A 14,263-nucleotide genomic window follows, 5' to 3' on the forward strand; every position below is an offset into this window, starting at 1 on the left:
TGCGCATCCGCAGCTACATCTCCACCGTCCGCAAACACGGCGCCGATGTCCTCACCGCACTGCGCGACGCCATCACCGGGAACCCCTGGTCACCACCCTGCGCCTCAACCACCTGAATGGTTACCACGCCCACGTGTCGGCCCACGCCCTGACAATTGGACACCACGGATCAGGAGCATGACATGAAGATTGCAGAGCTGGTCAAGGACCTCCCGGTCGCCCCGCTCGCAGGCTATGTGGGCACCAAGGTTATGGAACCGGTGAGCATGAAACTGTACCAGTGGGAATCGGAGGCCGACCGGGCGCGCGAGGACGCAGCGCGGCCCGGTCCGCCCTATCAGATCGCCGCAGACAAGACACTGCGGCTGGTCGGTGTCGAATTGGAAGGCCCAGCCCGGCAGCGCGCCGGGATGGGCTTCCATTACGGGCTGGCGATCGGGTGGGCGCCCGTGTACGCGCTGCTGCGCCGCACCACCCAGCTCAGCCCGGTGACGGCGGGCCTGGCCGCAGGCGCGGCAATGTCCCTGCTGGTGGACGAGGGCATCACCCCGGCACTCCGATTCTCCGCTCCCAACCGCGCCTACCCCCTGGTCACACACCTGCGGGGCTTTGCTGCCCACCTCGTCTACGGGCTGGCCGTGGCCGCGGTGACCGAAACCGCGTGGGCACTGCTTCGGCGGCGCCCCTGAAAGACGAGGTGTTGATCACGGGCGTCTCTCAGGAGATGGAATGGGCCCCAAAATCAACAGGCCAGTGGTGGGGTGGCGGAGTTGGTAGAGCAGCTCCGCGAGGCGCTTAAGCACGCCGACCTTGAGTGTTCGCCTCTCGAACCACCAAGCCAGAGCTGCGAAGTCGAAGACGGCGCGGAGGGTGATCCTCAGCCCTTCGCGGGGCCCTATAGTGGATCAAGTCGACTGGCGGCGCGACTCGCATGATCACGTATTCATCTGCCGTCTGTTCCGGGCGCTCGGGCCGTCGGCCGCCGCGGCGTAGCGGTCCCAGGTTGCGCCGGCGTTGAGGGTCTGGCGGTGGGTCGTGGTGTGGTGGAACCCGAGGGCGTCGGTGACGACGGGGGCTGGGGCTTGGAGGACGAGTTGTCGTAGTGCGCCGGCGCGGGCGTGGCGGAGCGGGACGCCGTGATCGCGGAGGCCCTGGGCCAGGGTGACGTAGTTCAGCGGCTGGCCGGGGTGGCGGCCGGGGAACAGCCAGCGGCTGGTGGTGTCCGGGCGCCGCTGCGCGAGCAGTTGGGTGGTCAGCGCGGCGAACGGGTCGGGAACCGGGGCGGGCGGGTCACCGAGCCGCAGCAGCATCGCGCCGTCGTCGTCGAGGGCGATGTCGTCGACGGTGAGTGTGCGGATGCGCGTGACGGGCTGGGCGTAGTGCAGCGCTCGATGAGGACCGCGTCGCTGTTTGATCTCCTCGGCTTCAGCCTTCGGCCCGGTGAACCCAAGCAGGTGGTCGTCGGCATAGCGCACGTATCTCAGCCGCCGATAGCCGGGATCGTGCGGATCCTGGCTGGGCAGGCTCTGCATCTTCTTGCGGAGCATCCGCCGCGGCGCCGGCGACGGCCGCGGTCCCCCGGCCCGCCGTCCCGGGCACGGGGCGGTTGGTCCGGGAGGCGTATCCGCTGCGACTGAACATGCGAACGCGCTTCAGCGATCTCGATACGAACCGGCATGTCAACAACGTCAAACTCGTCAGCTGGTATCTCGACGGCCTCGCCGAGCTGCACCTCGACGTGCTCGGCTACCCGAAGGGCGGGCCGCTCGACGGCCTGTCGCCGAGCTCGCTGCAGGTCGAATACCTCAGCGAGGTGAACTACCCGGGCATCTACCAGCTGAGAGTCGGAGTGGCGGACCTCGACGACACCTCGGTTCGCTACGCCTGCGGGCTGTTCGACGGGCCGCGCTGCATCGGACTCGCCCAAGCGGTCGGAGTGCACCACGCCCCACGCGAGGAGGGCGACGTGGTGGAACTCGCCGCGAAGCTCGAGCCCTTCCGTATGCGCACGGTCGCCTGGGTCTGATTCGGCATCGCTCCGTGGGCTGCCATGGCGGCGACGCAGACCGGTAGCCTACTTGCGAGATCAGGTGTTCACCTGCCGTCCCGCCGACGATCGGTGTGGCGAACTTGAGTCAAGGCCGCGCGCAGCGGGTGCGGAGCTGCGGGCGCCGTTTCGTCGGTTGGACCCCGGTCGGTGAGCGGTCGCCGTTGTGTAACCCGTGTCACCGACATCAGGTGCGGATCGGGTCATTCTCGCGATCGGTGGCCCACACCCGGTGGGCCCGGATCGGGAGCTGATCATGACGAGTGTGGGTTCGCGCGCAGGACTCGTAACCCGGGGGTGGCACGGAATCGCGGCCGGCCTGGCCGGCGGCATCATCTTCGGGATCATGATGACGATGATGGGGATGATGTCGACGATCGCGATGATGGTCGGGTCGTCCAGCGTCGCGGTCGGCTGGCTGGTGCACCTGGTCATCTCGGCCGGCTACGGCGTGCTGTTCGCGCTGATCGTGCCCGCAGGCCTCGGGGTCGGGGCGACGCTGGGCGCGGGCGCGGTCTACGGCATCGTGCTGTGGGTGATCGGTCCGCTGCTGATCATGCCGGCCATGATGGGCATGCCGCTGTTCATGTTCAACACCACGGCGATGATGAGCCTGCTCGGTCACATCATCTACGGTTTGGTGGTCGCGGGGGTGTTGATCGGGCTGCGCCGTCGCGTCGCCCAGCTGTGACGGCGGTCCCGCTACGGGTGGTGGTATCGGCCGGCTGCGCCACCTGCCGGTTCGCGCTCAAGCTCGTCGAGTCGGTGCACCGCCTGCGCCCGCGACAGCCGGTGGAGGTGATCGACCTCGACGACCGGGGCGTGCCCGTGCCCGCCGGGGTGATCGGCACGCCGACGTACCTGCTCGGGGAGCGGGTGGTGTGGCTGGGCAATCCCACCCTGGACGAGCTGCTCGCCACGTTGGACGCTGGGTGATGGCGGCGGCAGAGCGAGCGGACGGGATTCGCGGCGTGGACGACGACCACTACTGCCTGTCGGAGGTGGCGCTGTTCCGCGACCTGTCGCGGCGGGAGATGGCCGCGATGGCGGCCGCGGCGCCGCGGCGCGCCGTGTCGGCCGGGCAGGTCGTCTACGACCCGAGCCGTCCGGTGGATGTGCTGTTCATCGTGAAATCGGGCAGGTTTCGGCTGTATCGGACGTTGCCCGACGGGCGCAGCGTGACCACGGCGCTGCCGGGACCGGGAGCAGTGTTCGGCGAGATGGACCTGCTCGGCCTGCGGATGGGCGGCAGCTGGGCGGAGGCCGTCGAGGGCGGCGACCTGTGCCTGCTGAGCCGGGCCGACGTGCGCCACATGCTGCTCGGCGATCCGCGCATCGCGACCCGGATCGCCGAGCAGCTGGGCGCCCGCATCGCAGAGCTCGAGCAGCGGTTGACCGATCTGGTGGGCAAGTCGGTCGTGGAGCGCACCGCGCACACCCTGTGCGTGCTGGCCGGGTCGGTCCCCGCGGGGGTGGAACCCGATCCGGTCCGGTTGACCCACGTCCAGCTCGCCGCGCTGGTCGGCGCGACTCGCGAGCGCACGACGACTGCGCTGGGCGAACTCGCCCAGCGCGGCGTGGTCTCGCTGCACCGCGGCCGCATCCGGATCCGCGACCGGGTACGGCTGGCGGCGCTCGCGGACGGAGCCGGACGCCCGGACGGAAGCGGATCGCGGGAAGTGGGGTTCCCTGGGTCATGAACGCTCCTCCTCGATCCGTCCGACGCGGCGGGTTCGCCGTGGTCGTTGCGCTCGGGCTCGCCCTGTCCGCCTGCTCCGGCTCGGCACCAGCCGGCGCGACCGGCTCGGCACAGTCCGCCCCCACCGGCACCGCGCCCGAGACGACCGCCGCGACGAGTGCCCTCGATTTCACCGCCCCGACCATCGACGGCGGCCGGTTCGACGCCTCGACGCTGTCGGGGACGGCGGTGGTGTTGTGGTTCTGGGCGCCCTGGTGCACGATCTGCCGCGCCGAGGCGCCGGGCGTGGCGGCGGCCGCCGCCGAGTACGACGGCAGGGTCATGTTCCTGGGCGTCCCGGGTCGTGGCGCCGTGGGGGAGATGCGGGAGTTCGTCGCCGACACCGGGACCGGCGGGTTGACGCACGTCGTGGACGCCGACGGTGCGCTGTGGCAGCGGTTCGGGGTGGTTGCGCAGCCGGCATTCGCGTTCGTCGACACCGACGGGACGGTGGCGACATTCGGCGGCAGCCTCGACCCGGAGTCGCTGCGGCAGGCCGCCGACGACCTGCTGGCCGGGTGACGGGATGAGCACCGCGACACTGGCCTTCGCGCTCGTCGCCGGGGCGGTGGCCGCGTTCAACCCGTGCGGCTTCGCGCTGCTGCCGGCCTATCTCGGGCTGCTGGTGGCGGAGGCGCCGGGCGGACGGCGGGCTGCCCTGCTGCGGGCCGCCCGCTTCGCGGCCGGGATGACGCTCGGGTTCGTCGCGGTGTTCGGGCTCGCCGGCGCCGCGATCGTGCCGCTTGCACTGTCGATGGAGCGGTACCTGCCGGTGGTCACCGTGGTGATGGGGCTCCTGCTGGTCGGGTTGGGCGGCTGGCTGCTCACCGGGCGGCACCTCGGAGTCCCCGGGCTGGCGGGGCACGGCACGGCGCCGAACGCGGGCTGGTGGTCGCAGTTCGGGTACGGGGTGTCGTTCGCGCTGGCGTCGCTGTCCTGCACGATCGCGCCGTTCCTGGCGGTGACGGCCGGGGCGCTCACCGTGGGCGGGGCGCTCGCGGTCACCTTGGCGTTGCTCGCGTACGCAGCGGGAATGGGCATCGTCGTGCTCGCGTTGGCCGTCGCCGTCGCGGCGGCCCGGACCTCGGCCGTCTCTCGGATGCGCCGGGCCGGCGCGGTGATCGGCCGGATCAGCGGCGTCCTCCTGATGCTCGCCGGTGGCTATGTGGCGTGGTACGGCTGGTTCGAGATCCGCGTTCTCGCCGGCGCGGTCACGTCCGACCCCATCGTCTCCGCCGCGGTGTCGGTGCAGGCCGCGCTCTCCCGCGTGGTGGCCGGGCTCGGCCCGGTCGGGCTGCTCGGGGTCGCGGCGGCGACGGCGCTGCCGGTCGCCGCGCTACTCGTCCGGCGGGCGGCCGCGCACAGGAGGGAGCCGGTCGAATGAGCGCGCGGTGGACGCCTTCGGTGCTGGTGCTGCTCGCGGCGCTCGGCGCGTGTGCGGCGCCGGCGCAGCCACCACCGGCCGCGGCGCCCGTGGTGCTCGAGGAGGTCCACGGCTCCCCACCGGAGGACGTGCCGTCCGCGCTGGACCGCATCGACGATCCCGCGCTGCCGGCCCCGCTGGTGGACCCGGCGCGGGTGATCGCGGGTGGGCCGCCGCCGGACGGCATCCCGCCGATCGACGAGCCGCGCTTCGAGCGGGCGGGCGAGGTCGACTGGCTCAGCGACGACGAGCCGGTGCTGGCGCCGGCGATCGGGCAGGTCGCTCGCGCTTACCCGGTGCGAATCCTGATCTGGCACGAGATCGTCAACGACACCGTCGACGGCCGCCCGGTCGTCATCACCTACTGCCCGCTGTGCAACTCAGCCCTCGGCTTCGAGCGGCGCCTGGGGGAGCGGCTGCTGACGTTCGGAACGTCCGGGAAGCTGTACCTGTCCGATCTGGTGATGTATGACCGCCAGACCGAGTCGCTGTGGTCGCAGATCGAGGGCCGCGCGATCGCCGGCATGCTTGCCGGAGCCGAGCTGAACCGCGTGCCGGTGCAGACGGTGACCTGGGCGCAGTGGCGGGCCGCGAATCCGGACGGCTGGGTACTCAGCCGCGACACCGGCGTCGACCGGGACTACGGGCGCAACCCCTACACCGGCTACGACGCCCCCGGCTCGCAGCCGTTCCTGTTCGACGGCGCGCCCGACCCACGACTGCCGCCGAAGGAGCGCGTGGCGGCGCTGGGTGGAGACGCCGACCCGGTCGCGGTCCCGCTCATTGCCCTCACTGAGGCCGGCGTGGTCGAGGTCGAGGTGGCCGGCCGGACGGTCGTCGTGTGGGCGGTCGGCGGGCTGCGCTCCGCCCTGGACACCGGCCGGATCGCCGACGGCCGCACCGTCGGTGCGACCGGTGCGTTCGACCCCGTCCTCGACGGGCGCCGGCTGCACTTCCTTCGCGACGGCGCGGACCGGTTCGTCGACGCTGAGACCGGTTCGACCTGGACCGTGCTCGGCGAGGCCGTCGCCGGGCCGCTGACCGGCGCCCGGCTCACCCCGGTCGAGCACCTCGACACGTTCTGGTTCGCCTGGGCCGCGTTCCACCCCACCACACGCATCGTCGAGATCCCCTGATCACCCCGAAGAGAGAAGAGCGCCCTGGTGACCCGACCAGATCCCGTCGGCCTGCGCGCGCTGTTCGTCAACTGCACGCTCAAACCCTCGCCCGAAGTCTCGAACACCGCAGGCCTGATGGCCGTCAGCGCCGCGATCATGCAGGCCAACGGAACGCACGTCGACGAGGTCCGCGCCGATCACCACCTCGCCCCGGGCGTGCAACCGCAAATGACCGAGCACGGCGCCGAGCGCGACGACTGGCCCACGCTGTACGAGCAGGTGCAGGCCGCCGACATCCTGGTGATCGGTACGCCGATCTGGTTGGGCGACAAGTCCAGCGTCTGCACCCGCGTCATCGAGCGGCTCTGCTCGAACTCCGGCGAGCTCAACGAGCACGGGCAGTACACCTACCACGGCAAGGTCGGCGGTGTAATCGTCACCGGCAACGAGGACGGCATCAAGCATGTGGCGATGAACGTGCTCTACTCGCTGCAGCACCTGGGCTGCGTCATCCCCCGCAGGCCGACGCCGGCTGGACCGGCGAGGCCCGGCCCGGGCCAAGCTACTTCGACAAGGGATCCGGCGGCCCGCAGAACGACTTCACCCAGCGCAACGTCACCTTCATGAGCTGGAACCTGATGCACCTGGCGGCGCTGCTCCGCGACGCCGGCGGGATCCCGGCATACGGCAACCAACGTTCGGCGTGGGAAGCCGGCACTCGGTTCGACCACCCCAACCCCGAGTACCGCTGACGCTCGCACAGTGGGAATGGCCGCTGCTCGCAGCGCACGCTGGTCGGAGGAAAAAGCGACGAGCCAGCCTGGTCGATCCACGCTGTCGTGCTGGAGCCGCATCTCGTCGTGGTCCGGGTCGGTCCGGCGGGGGGCGCCGACTTCCGGCGCCGGATCGCGACCGGCTCGCCGACGGAGCCGCTTCGTGGTCCTCGATCTCGGCCACATCGACCTGTTCCGGGCTGTCGGCACGGGGAGACCCCGGCGGTCACCCACGGCCGGAGCGCGGGTCAGGACACCCCGCGTTCGGCCTCGAGCAGCCGCAGCCACACTTCGCTGAGGGTGGGGAAGGCGGGCACGGCGTGCCAGAGGGTGTCGAGCGGCACCTCGCCGACGATCGCGATCGTGGCGGCGTGCAGCAGCTCGCCGACGCCGGGCCCGACGAACGTTGCACCGACGATCACCCGCCGGGCCTGGTCGATGACCAGTTGGGAGGTGCCGTGCACGCCCTTGCCCGCCAGCGCGCCGGCTGCGGTCGCGCCGATGTCATAGCGGACGGTGCGGACGTCGACGCCGGCGTCGCGGGCCTGCCGCTCGGTCTTTCCGACGGCGGCGATCTGCGGGTCGGTGAACGTGACCCGGGGGACGGCGCGGTGGTCGGCCCAGGCCTCCACGTCGGCGCCGGCGATGATCGCGCCGACGAGGCGGGCCTGGTACTTGCCCTGGTGGGTGAGCAGCGCCCGCCCGTTGACGTCGCCGGCGGCGTAGAGCCAGTCACCGTCGACGCCGCGGACCCGGAGCCGGTCGTCGGTGTCCAGGTAGCCGCCGGGTTCGAGCCCGATCGTCTCCAGCCCGATGTCGGCGGTGTTCGCACGGCGGCCGACCGCGACCAGCAGCTCGTCGCCGGTGAGCTCGGTACCGTCGTCCAGGGTCAGGGTGACCGGGACGTCGGCCGCGGCGCGAGCCGCGTGGACCGCGGTGGTCCCGGTGCGCACCGTGATTCCGGCGTCGGTGAGGGCGTCGGCCAGCTCCGCGCCGGCGAAGGGCTCCTCGGCGGGCAGCAGTCGCTCGGCCTGCTCGACGAGGGTGACCTGCTCGGCGCCGAGGGAGCGGTAGGCCTGCGCCATCTCCACCCCGACCACGCCGCCGCCGATCACCAGCAGCCGCGCCGGCACCTGCTTGGCCGCGGTGACGTCGCGGTTGTCCCAGCTCTCGATCTCGCGCAGCCCGTCGATGGGCGGCACCGCCGCCGCCGAGCCGGTGGCGACGACGACGGCACGCCGCGCGGACAGGGTGACCGGACCGTCGGCGGACTCGACCCGGACCGTGCGCTCGCCGGCCAGCCGGCCGTGCCCGCGGACCAGGTCGACGCCGACTCCGGCCAGCCAGTTCGCCTGCGGCCCATCGTCCCAACCGCTGGCGAAGGCGTCCCGGCCCGCCAGCGCCTTGGGAACGTCGACCGCGCCGGTGACCGCGCCGGCGGCCGCTGGGACGCGGCGGGCGGCGGCGAGCGCCTCGCCCGGGCGCAGCAGCGCCTTGCTGGGCATGCACGCCCAGTACGAGCATTCGCCGCCCACCAGCTCGCCTTCCACCACCGCGGCGCTCAGCCCGTGGTGGTGCGCGTACCAGGCGGCGTTCTCCCCTGTAGAACCGCCGCCGATGACGACGACGTCGTACTCCCGTTGCTCGGACATCCCGTTTCCTTCCGTCGAGCTCATCGGGGTAACCCGCACCGACCGGCTGGGAGTCCGGCGTGTGTCAGGCGGCTGACACGTCCCGCCTAGGACCGATCAATGCGGGGCGTCGGCGGCCATCAGATCGGGCCCACCCCGATTCTCGGCGCTTGACGGGTGGACGGAACACCACGGTCCTCAGCGCAGGATCGAAGAACCGTGGCGTTCCGCTCGACCGCCCATGGACCCTGTCGGCGCAGGGCGAAACGTTCGACGGGTGGCCGACACCCGGATCACGGCGGTCTGCGACGCGATCGGCTGCGGGCAGAGTACGACCGCATCTCGGTGCGCTGACGTGGCTGCGCGAGCGCGCGGTGCGCTGAGCGGTCACGACCGCTCAGCCCGCACCGCGGCCGAAGCGGCGCAGCCGCAGTGAGTTGGTCACCACGCTGACCGAGGAGAAGCCCATTGCCGCGCCCGCGATGATCGGGTTGAGCAGCCCGAGCGCGGCGAGCGGGATCGCTGCGATGTTGTAGCCGAAGGCCCAGCCCAGGTTCTGGTAGATGGTGCGCAGCGTCCGCCGGGACAGCGCGATGGCGTGCACGACACCACCGAGCCGGTCCGGCATCAGGGTGATGTCGGAGGACTCGATGGCCACGTCGGTGCCGGTGCCGATCGCGATCCCCAGATCGGCCTGCACCAGGGCCGGGGCATCGTTGACCCCGTCACCGACCATGGCCACCACGCGGCCCTCGTCCTGCAGCCGGCGCACCTCGCTCACCTTGTCCGCGGGCAGCACCTCGGCCAGCACGGTGTCTTTCCCGCCCCCCTGCCCTTCGGGCCCACCCCCCGTGTCGATGCCCACCTGCTCGGCGACCGCCGCTGCGGTCCGTGCGTTGTCGCCAGTGATTATGGCGACCTGCAGGCCGAGGGCGTGCAGCTGCCGCACCACGTCGGCGGCGTCGTCCTTGAGGGTGTCGGCCACGCCGAGCACGCCGCGGACCTGGCCGTGCCATCCGACGTAGACCGTGGTGCGGCCCTGTCCCTCCAGCGCGGTGGCCCGGTGGACGAGCTCGTCGGACAGCTGCAGGTCCTGCTCGTCGACGAGCGTGCGACGGCCGACCAGCACCGCCTGCCCGTCGACCTCGGCGCACACCCCCTGCCCGGTGAGGCTGGCAAAGCGCGCCGCGGCCGGAACGCCGAGCGCGCGATCGGCGGCGCCGGCGACGATCGCGGTGCCGATCGGGTGTTCGGAGCCGGACTCGACCGCGGCGGCGATCCGCAGCAGCTCGTCCTGCTCCTGCCCCGGGGCGGGGACGACATCGGTGAGCTGCATGCGCCCGCGGGTGAGGGTGCCGGTCTTGTCGAACACCACCGTGTCGATCTTCTTGGAACCTTCCAGCGCTTCGGCGCCCTTGACCAGGATGCCCAGGTCGGCGCCGCGCCCGGTGCCCACCATGATCGCGGTCGGGGTGGCCAGACCCAGCGCGCACGGGCAGGCGACGATCAGTACGGCCACCGCGGCGGTCATCCCCCGGCCGGATCGCCGGCGACGAGCGCCCATCCGGCGAAGGTCAGCAGGGCGACGCCGATCACGATCGGGACGAAGACCGCGGAGACCCGGTCGGCCAGCCGCTGCACCGGCGCCTTGCCGCCCTGGGCCTGCTCGACCATGCGCACGATCTGCGCCAGGGCGGTGCCCGACCCGACCGCGGTGGCACGCACAGTCAGAACCCCGTCGGCGTTGATCGTCGCGCCGGCCACCCCGTCCCCGGCCACCCTTCTCGACCGGCACCGGCTCACCGGTGAGCATCGACTCGTCCACCGCGGCGCGACCGTCGATGACCTCGCCGTCGACTGGGATCTTCTCCCCGGGCCGGACCCGGACCAGGTCACCGGCGTGGACGCGGTCCACGGGCACCCGCTTTTCCGAACCGTCAACGAGCAGTCGGGCCTCCTTCGCGCCCATCTCCAGCAGCTTGCCGATCGCAGCCGAGGCCTGACCCCGGGCCTTGGCCTCGAAGTACCGGCCCAGCAGCAGGAACGCGATGATCATCGATGCGGTGTCGAAGTACAGATGACCGCCGACGAACAGCTGGTAGGTCGAGTAGATGAACGCGGTGAGCGTGCCCATCGCGATCAACGTGTCCATGTTCGCGCTGAACGCCTGTGCCCGCTGCGCGGCCACCTTCAGAAACGGCCAGCCGGCCACGAACTGCACCGGGACCGTCGCGGCGAACGCGACCCACCGCGCCCACGGCTGATCCCCGACTGCCATGCTCAGTGCGAACACCAGCACGCCGAGTGGCCACGCCAGCCAGACCCGCCACAGCCAGCGCCGCCGCTCGCGCTCAGTCTCCTCGGTCCCGGGCGGGGGTGATCGGCTCGAGGTGATACCCGGCCCGGTCGGCGGCTGCACGCGGGACGTCGACATCGACCTCACCGGGCCGGTAGTCGACGTGCACGCCGGCGGTACCGAAGTTCACCTCCGCCGCGGTCACCCCGGCCTGTTTGTTCAGGGCCTTCTGCACCCGCATCGCGCAGGACGCGCACATCATGCCCTCGACCGTGAAGTCGACGCGCTGGACCTGCCCGGGACCCCCCGTTTCGGTGCTGCGGACGGCCGCCGTTGCGCCTCGTGCCACCGTGGTACCTCCTCACGGGAGGTCACCCGGCGGTAGCCGGCGACGTCGTAGCACTGGTCCTCGATCAACTCGATCTTCTGTCGATCGGTCCGACGACACGCTAAAACCCTTCCCTAGGGGTAAGGTGAAGGGAGAATCCGACGGGAAGGACACGGCTTTGGGTATGACGGTCGGTGCCGCCGCCGAGACCGCTGGGGTGAGCCCGAAGGCGGTCCGGCTCTGGGAGGCCAAGGGGCTGCTGCCCCCGGCCGAGCGCACGGATGCCGGCTACCGCGTCTTCACCGATGAGGACGTGGCGGTGCTGCGGTTCATCCGCCAGGCCAAGGCGCTGGACCTGACCCTGGCCGAGATCAAGGACATCCTCGATCTGCAGCGGGACGGCGCGGCCCCGTGCGGACGGGTCACCGCGCTGCTGGACAGCCACATCGCCGACATCGACCGCACGCTGGCCGACCTGCGCCAGCTCCGCCGCACCCTCGTCGCCGCGCGCCGGGCCGCCCAGGAGAGCCGGCGCCGCGGCCAGGACGCCGTGGTGTGCCGGATCATCGAGCAGGCGGACCGATCGTGATCCGACCCCGGCGAGGGGTCGATGCGTCGCAGTCGAACTTCCGCGCGTGCAGGGCCGACCGCTCGGCGGAAACGAATCTCATGGGAGTGTCGCGCTCGGCCGCAGCAGGGCGCCGTGACGTGATCTTCCCGGCGTCCCGTTTCCGCTGCCCTGCTCGCTCGGACGAGTAGCCTGAGACCGCGGCAGAGCGTCAGGGCGGCCGGTGCCAGGAGGACGGTGACCAGGACGGCCCCTTGGCCCGGTGTCTTGTGCCGCAGGACGGGCGGCGTCGAATGACGAGCGTCGAAAATGACGTCGTCATCAGCGGGCCCAGCCGGTCGTCACCTGGATCGCCGCCTCGATACTGCGCGAAACGGGGCAGGCGTGCTGGTGCGTGTCCAGTGCACGCTCGGCTGCATCCTGGCGGTCCGCCGGTATCTCCACCCCGCTGTACGCGACGTGGATCCGCTTGATGACCAGGACCTGACCCTCGAGTTCGATCTCTCCACGGGCGTGTCCCACCAGACCGGTGGGGTCGATCCGCCGGGCCGCGAGTGCGCCGGCGAATGTGCCGGTCAGTCAACCGGCGGCGGCGCCGACGACGTGGTCCAGCGTGGTTGCGTGCTCGGGGAACTCCCCCGGCGCGGTGCCGTAGTGCTCGGCCACCGGGCCGTGCGTCCCGTAGAGCACCGGCTCCGCCTCCGCCGGGAGGTACGCTCGGCGCACCGGCCCGGCCTCGCGCTCGATCCGGACCTGGGACACGTAGACGACATCTCCCATGAGTGGGCTCCTTCCGTCAGCGGACTCCGGCGGGCAGCGCGCAGCCCCTCGAATTGGCGCACAGGCTCTCGCCGATGGCAAGGGCGAGATCGACGCGCCGGGGAAGCGACACGCCTCCACCGCTGCAGCGTGCCCGATCCTGGACATCTCCAATCTCCGTCATTCCCGTTCGCCGGTCACCCGTCCCCGGATCGTCGAACCTGCACCTGCACCTTCTCGTCGTCGAAGCACCAGTGGCCGGCGACTGCGGCGGCGTCGGAAAGAGGATCGCGGTACCGCCACGCGACGTCGGCGACGCTGCCCGCGTCGGCGTAGTCGGCGGTGCCCTTGTACGGGCAGACGCTGGTGGTCGTGTTCGCGGTGAGCGCACCGGACCGCACGTCGTCGGCGGGCAGGTAGAGTCGGTTCGGTAGGCCGGTCTCGGACAGCATCACCGGCCGGTCGGTTTCGGCGAGCAGCCGGTCATCCAGCACGACGCGCACCCGCAGCGCGCTCGGGCGGGTGTCGACCCGGTGGTAGGGGTCGCGCAAATGGCCGTACACCTGCTCGGCCTCGTCGAACCAGGCGTCCATCCGATCCCAGAAGAACGCGAGGTAGCCGCCCAGCCACTCCGCGCCCGGCATCGGAACCGGATAGCTCCACACCGCGTGCTCGGCGATCCGGTCACCCACCCGCATTGAGTGGTAGGCCGCGTCGCCCTTGAACGGGCAGTGCGTGCGGTGGGCGCTGTCCTCGAGCAGATCGGTGCACACGTCGTCGCGGGGAACGTAGAGCTGGGACAGCAACCCGGTCTCGTGCAGCAGCATCCCGCGGTCGGTGTCGAGCACGGTCCTGTCGGCGAACACCGCCCGGACCCGGCGTGGGAACGGGTCGAGGAACAGTCGGTGCGCGGGCCCGTCGATCCGGTAGTTGACGGTGGTCCGAGCGTGCGCGGACAACGGGCCGTGGGAGATCGTCAGGCTCACGCGAGCGCATACCCCGCCCCCGCCGGGCGCATGCCCGTTCCGCCTGCGAAGAAGGTACTCGACCGGCGCCATGCTCCCTGTGACCGCTCGGCTGGGGCAGCCCGGCCGCGCACATGGCTAGGCGCCGGGGCTGCGCAGCCGCTGGGCGCGGTGCCACTGCTCGATGGCGGCTTGCCCGTTCCGTTCGAGCCGGGCGATGAACGCCTCCCGGGCGACGTCGCGCAGCTCCAGCTGCTCGGTGTAGTACGGACCGATCTGACGGCCGGCCGACCGGTTTCGCCGGACCTCGAGGTAGCGCTGCAGGAACGACTCGAGGTTCGCGGCGTTCGTCCAGCTGGCCTTGTAGACGATCGTCCCGCCGCGGTCGAGCACCCACGTCATGTTGGGTAGCCCGCCGAAGGCGAGGTGCGCGGTGCCGGCGAGGTCGTCGACCAGGATCGGCCGACTGATGCCGACCTCGTCACGCAGCAGACGGGCGTGCGCGAGCTTGGTCTCGAACGAGTCGTGGTGTGGGACGCGGTCGCCGGGATGCGCCTCGTGGGTGTACACGAACACCCAGCCGAGCTCCGGGTAGCGGTCGGCGAGCCGATCGAGCA

The 14,263-nt window shown here is 71.5% G+C and carries 18 protein-coding genes and 3 pseudogenes; 11 read left to right on the plus strand and 10 right to left on the minus strand.

Going from position 1 to position 14,263, the window contains the following annotated elements:
- The first annotated feature begins 182 nt into the window (after positions 1-182).
- The gene (locus KME75_RS33815; RefSeq protein WP_219419015.1) at positions 183-689 is read left to right on the plus strand and encodes a DUF1440 domain-containing protein; all 507 of its coding nucleotides are present in this window, start codon (positions 183-185) and stop codon (positions 687-689) included.
- A gap of 246 nt (positions 690-935) precedes the next feature.
- Here the strand turns inward: KME75_RS33815 and KME75_RS33820 are convergent, their stop codons facing one another.
- Entirely contained in the window at positions 936-1,547 is a 612-nt protein-coding gene (locus KME75_RS33820; protein ID WP_219419016.1) for a hypothetical protein, read from the minus strand.
- Between the two features lie 59 nt (positions 1,548-1,606).
- On the opposite strand from KME75_RS33820, the gene KME75_RS33825 reads away from it, so the two are divergent.
- From KME75_RS33825 to KME75_RS33860, 8 genes and pseudogenes are all read left to right on the plus strand, one after another.
- Complete coding sequence (locus tag KME75_RS33825; protein ID WP_219419017.1) at positions 1,607-2,026, plus strand: acyl-CoA thioesterase; 420 nt, start codon at positions 1,607-1,609, stop codon at positions 2,024-2,026.
- Between the two features lie 277 nt (positions 2,027-2,303).
- Positions 2,304-2,738 carry a DUF1440 domain-containing protein gene (locus tag KME75_RS33830; RefSeq protein WP_219419018.1) on the plus strand — a complete coding sequence of 145 codons (435 nt, stop codon included), beginning with the start codon at positions 2,304-2,306 and terminating at the stop codon, positions 2,736-2,738.
- Between the two features lie 17 nt (positions 2,739-2,755).
- The gene (locus KME75_RS33835; RefSeq protein WP_219419019.1) at positions 2,756-2,983 is read left to right on the plus strand and encodes a thioredoxin family protein; all 228 of its coding nucleotides are present in this window, start codon (positions 2,756-2,758) and stop codon (positions 2,981-2,983) included.
- A gap of 35 nt (positions 2,984-3,018) precedes the next feature.
- Positions 3,019-3,747: a Crp/Fnr family transcriptional regulator gene (locus KME75_RS33840; protein ID WP_219419020.1), complete on the plus strand. Its 729-nt coding sequence runs from the start codon at positions 3,019-3,021 to the stop codon at positions 3,745-3,747.
- The gene (locus KME75_RS33845) at positions 3,744-4,307 is read left to right on the plus strand and encodes a TlpA family protein disulfide reductase (protein WP_219419021.1); all 564 of its coding nucleotides are present in this window, start codon (positions 3,744-3,746) and stop codon (positions 4,305-4,307) included. The genes KME75_RS33840 and KME75_RS33845 overlap by 4 nt, the downstream gene beginning before the upstream one ends.
- A 4-nt stretch (positions 4,308-4,311) precedes the next feature.
- A complete protein-coding gene (locus KME75_RS33850; protein WP_219419022.1) occupies positions 4,312-5,169 on the plus strand; it encodes a cytochrome c biogenesis CcdA family protein in 858 nt (285 codons plus the stop codon).
- A complete protein-coding gene (locus KME75_RS33855; protein ID WP_219419023.1) occupies positions 5,166-6,344 on the plus strand; it encodes a DUF3179 domain-containing protein in 1,179 nt (392 codons plus the stop codon). Before KME75_RS33850 ends, KME75_RS33855 begins: the two co-directional genes overlap by 4 nt.
- Positions 6,345-6,368: 24 nt before the next feature.
- Positions 6,369-7,078, plus strand: a pseudogene (locus tag KME75_RS33860) (flavodoxin family protein).
- 269 nt (positions 7,079-7,347) lie between these two features.
- Here the strand turns inward: KME75_RS33860 and KME75_RS33865 are convergent.
- The 4 genes and pseudogenes from KME75_RS33865 to KME75_RS47630 all read right to left on the minus strand — a co-directional run.
- The gene (locus tag KME75_RS33865) at positions 7,348-8,751 is read right to left on the minus strand and encodes a dihydrolipoyl dehydrogenase family protein (RefSeq protein ID WP_219419024.1); all 1,404 of its coding nucleotides are present in this window, start codon (positions 8,749-8,751) and stop codon (positions 7,348-7,350) included.
- Between the two features lie 376 nt (positions 8,752-9,127).
- Positions 9,128-10,261: a heavy metal translocating P-type ATPase gene (locus KME75_RS46285; protein WP_308283325.1), complete on the minus strand. Its 1,134-nt coding sequence runs from the start codon at positions 10,259-10,261 to the stop codon at positions 9,128-9,130.
- Positions 10,258-10,509 carry a P-type ATPase actuator domain-containing protein gene (locus KME75_RS47625; protein ID WP_308283326.1) on the minus strand — a complete coding sequence of 84 codons (252 nt, stop codon included), beginning with the start codon at positions 10,507-10,509 and terminating at the stop codon, positions 10,258-10,260. Before KME75_RS47625 ends, KME75_RS46285 begins: the two co-directional genes overlap by 4 nt.
- 37 nt (positions 10,510-10,546) lie before the next feature.
- Positions 10,547-10,882 (minus strand): annotated as a pseudogene (locus KME75_RS47630) (P-type ATPase actuator domain-containing protein); the annotation flags it as partial.
- On the opposite strand from KME75_RS47630, the gene KME75_RS46300 reads away from it, so the two are divergent.
- Complete coding sequence (locus tag KME75_RS46300) at positions 10,842-10,994, plus strand: hypothetical protein (RefSeq protein WP_308283327.1); 153 nt, start codon at positions 10,842-10,844, stop codon at positions 10,992-10,994. The pseudogene KME75_RS47630 and the gene KME75_RS46300 overlap by 41 nt on opposite strands.
- Before the next feature lie 87 nt (positions 10,995-11,081).
- Here the strand turns inward: KME75_RS46300 and KME75_RS46305 are convergent, their stop codons facing one another.
- Positions 11,082-11,375, minus strand: a complete 294-nt coding sequence (locus KME75_RS46305) for a heavy-metal-associated domain-containing protein (protein ID WP_308283324.1) — start codon at positions 11,373-11,375, stop codon at positions 11,082-11,084.
- A 163-nt stretch (positions 11,376-11,538) separates the two neighbouring features.
- Here KME75_RS46305 and KME75_RS33875 point away from each other — a divergent pair, with 163 nt between their 5' ends.
- Positions 11,539-11,943, plus strand: a complete 405-nt coding sequence (locus KME75_RS33875; RefSeq protein WP_246633363.1) for a heavy metal-responsive transcriptional regulator — start codon at positions 11,539-11,541, stop codon at positions 11,941-11,943.
- 300 nt (positions 11,944-12,243) lie between these two features.
- Here KME75_RS33875 and KME75_RS33880 read toward each other — a convergent pair whose 3' ends face one another.
- From KME75_RS33880 to KME75_RS33895, 4 genes and pseudogenes are all read right to left on the minus strand, one after another.
- Complete coding sequence (locus KME75_RS33880; protein WP_219419029.1) at positions 12,244-12,501, minus strand: OsmC family protein; 258 nt, start codon at positions 12,499-12,501, stop codon at positions 12,244-12,246.
- Positions 12,502-12,702, minus strand: coding sequence for a hypothetical protein (locus tag KME75_RS33885; RefSeq protein ID WP_219419026.1), 201 nt, complete (start codon positions 12,700-12,702; stop codon positions 12,502-12,504).
- A gap of 176 nt (positions 12,703-12,878) precedes the next feature.
- A complete protein-coding gene (locus KME75_RS33890) occupies positions 12,879-13,667 on the minus strand; it encodes a DUF427 domain-containing protein (protein ID WP_219419027.1) in 789 nt (262 codons plus the stop codon).
- A gap of 117 nt (positions 13,668-13,784) precedes the next feature.
- Positions 13,785-14,263 (minus strand): annotated as a pseudogene (locus tag KME75_RS33895) (TlpA family protein disulfide reductase); the annotation flags it as partial.

It is taken from the genome of Pseudonocardia nigra (assembly GCF_019396355.1).
GTDB lineage: Bacteria > Actinomycetota > Actinomycetes > Mycobacteriales > Pseudonocardiaceae > Pseudonocardia > Pseudonocardia nigra.

Excerpts from the sequence above, each read along its gene's own strand:
- KME75_RS33815 (WP_219419015.1), top strand. The coding sequence starts at position 183 with ATGAAGATTGCAGAGCTGGTCAAGGACCTCCCGGTCGCCCCGCTCGCA.
- KME75_RS33820 (WP_219419016.1), bottom strand. The coding sequence starts at position 1,547 with ATGCTCCGCAAGAAGATGCAGAGCCTGCCCAGCCAGGATCCGCACGAT.
- KME75_RS33830 (WP_219419018.1), top strand. The coding sequence starts at position 2,304 with ATGACGAGTGTGGGTTCGCGCGCAGGACTCGTAACCCGGGGGTGGCAC.
- KME75_RS33845 (WP_219419021.1), top strand. The coding sequence starts at position 3,744 with ATGAACGCTCCTCCTCGATCCGTCCGACGCGGCGGGTTCGCCGTGGTC.
- KME75_RS33850 (WP_219419022.1), top strand. The coding sequence starts at position 4,312 with ATGAGCACCGCGACACTGGCCTTCGCGCTCGTCGCCGGGGCGGTGGCC.
- KME75_RS33855 (WP_219419023.1), top strand. The coding sequence starts at position 5,166 with ATGAGCGCGCGGTGGACGCCTTCGGTGCTGGTGCTGCTCGCGGCGCTC.
- KME75_RS33865 (WP_219419024.1), bottom strand. The coding sequence starts at position 8,751 with ATGTCCGAGCAACGGGAGTACGACGTCGTCGTCATCGGCGGCGGTTCT.
- KME75_RS46285 (WP_308283325.1), bottom strand. The coding sequence starts at position 10,261 with ATGACCGCCGCGGTGGCCGTACTGATCGTCGCCTGCCCGTGCGCGCTG.
- KME75_RS46300 (WP_308283327.1), top strand. The coding sequence starts at position 10,842 with ATGAACGCGGTGAGCGTGCCCATCGCGATCAACGTGTCCATGTTCGCG.
- KME75_RS33875 (WP_246633363.1), top strand. The coding sequence starts at position 11,539 with ATGACGGTCGGTGCCGCCGCCGAGACCGCTGGGGTGAGCCCGAAGGCG.
- KME75_RS33885 (WP_219419026.1), bottom strand. The coding sequence starts at position 12,702 with ATGGGAGATGTCGTCTACGTGTCCCAGGTCCGGATCGAGCGCGAGGCC.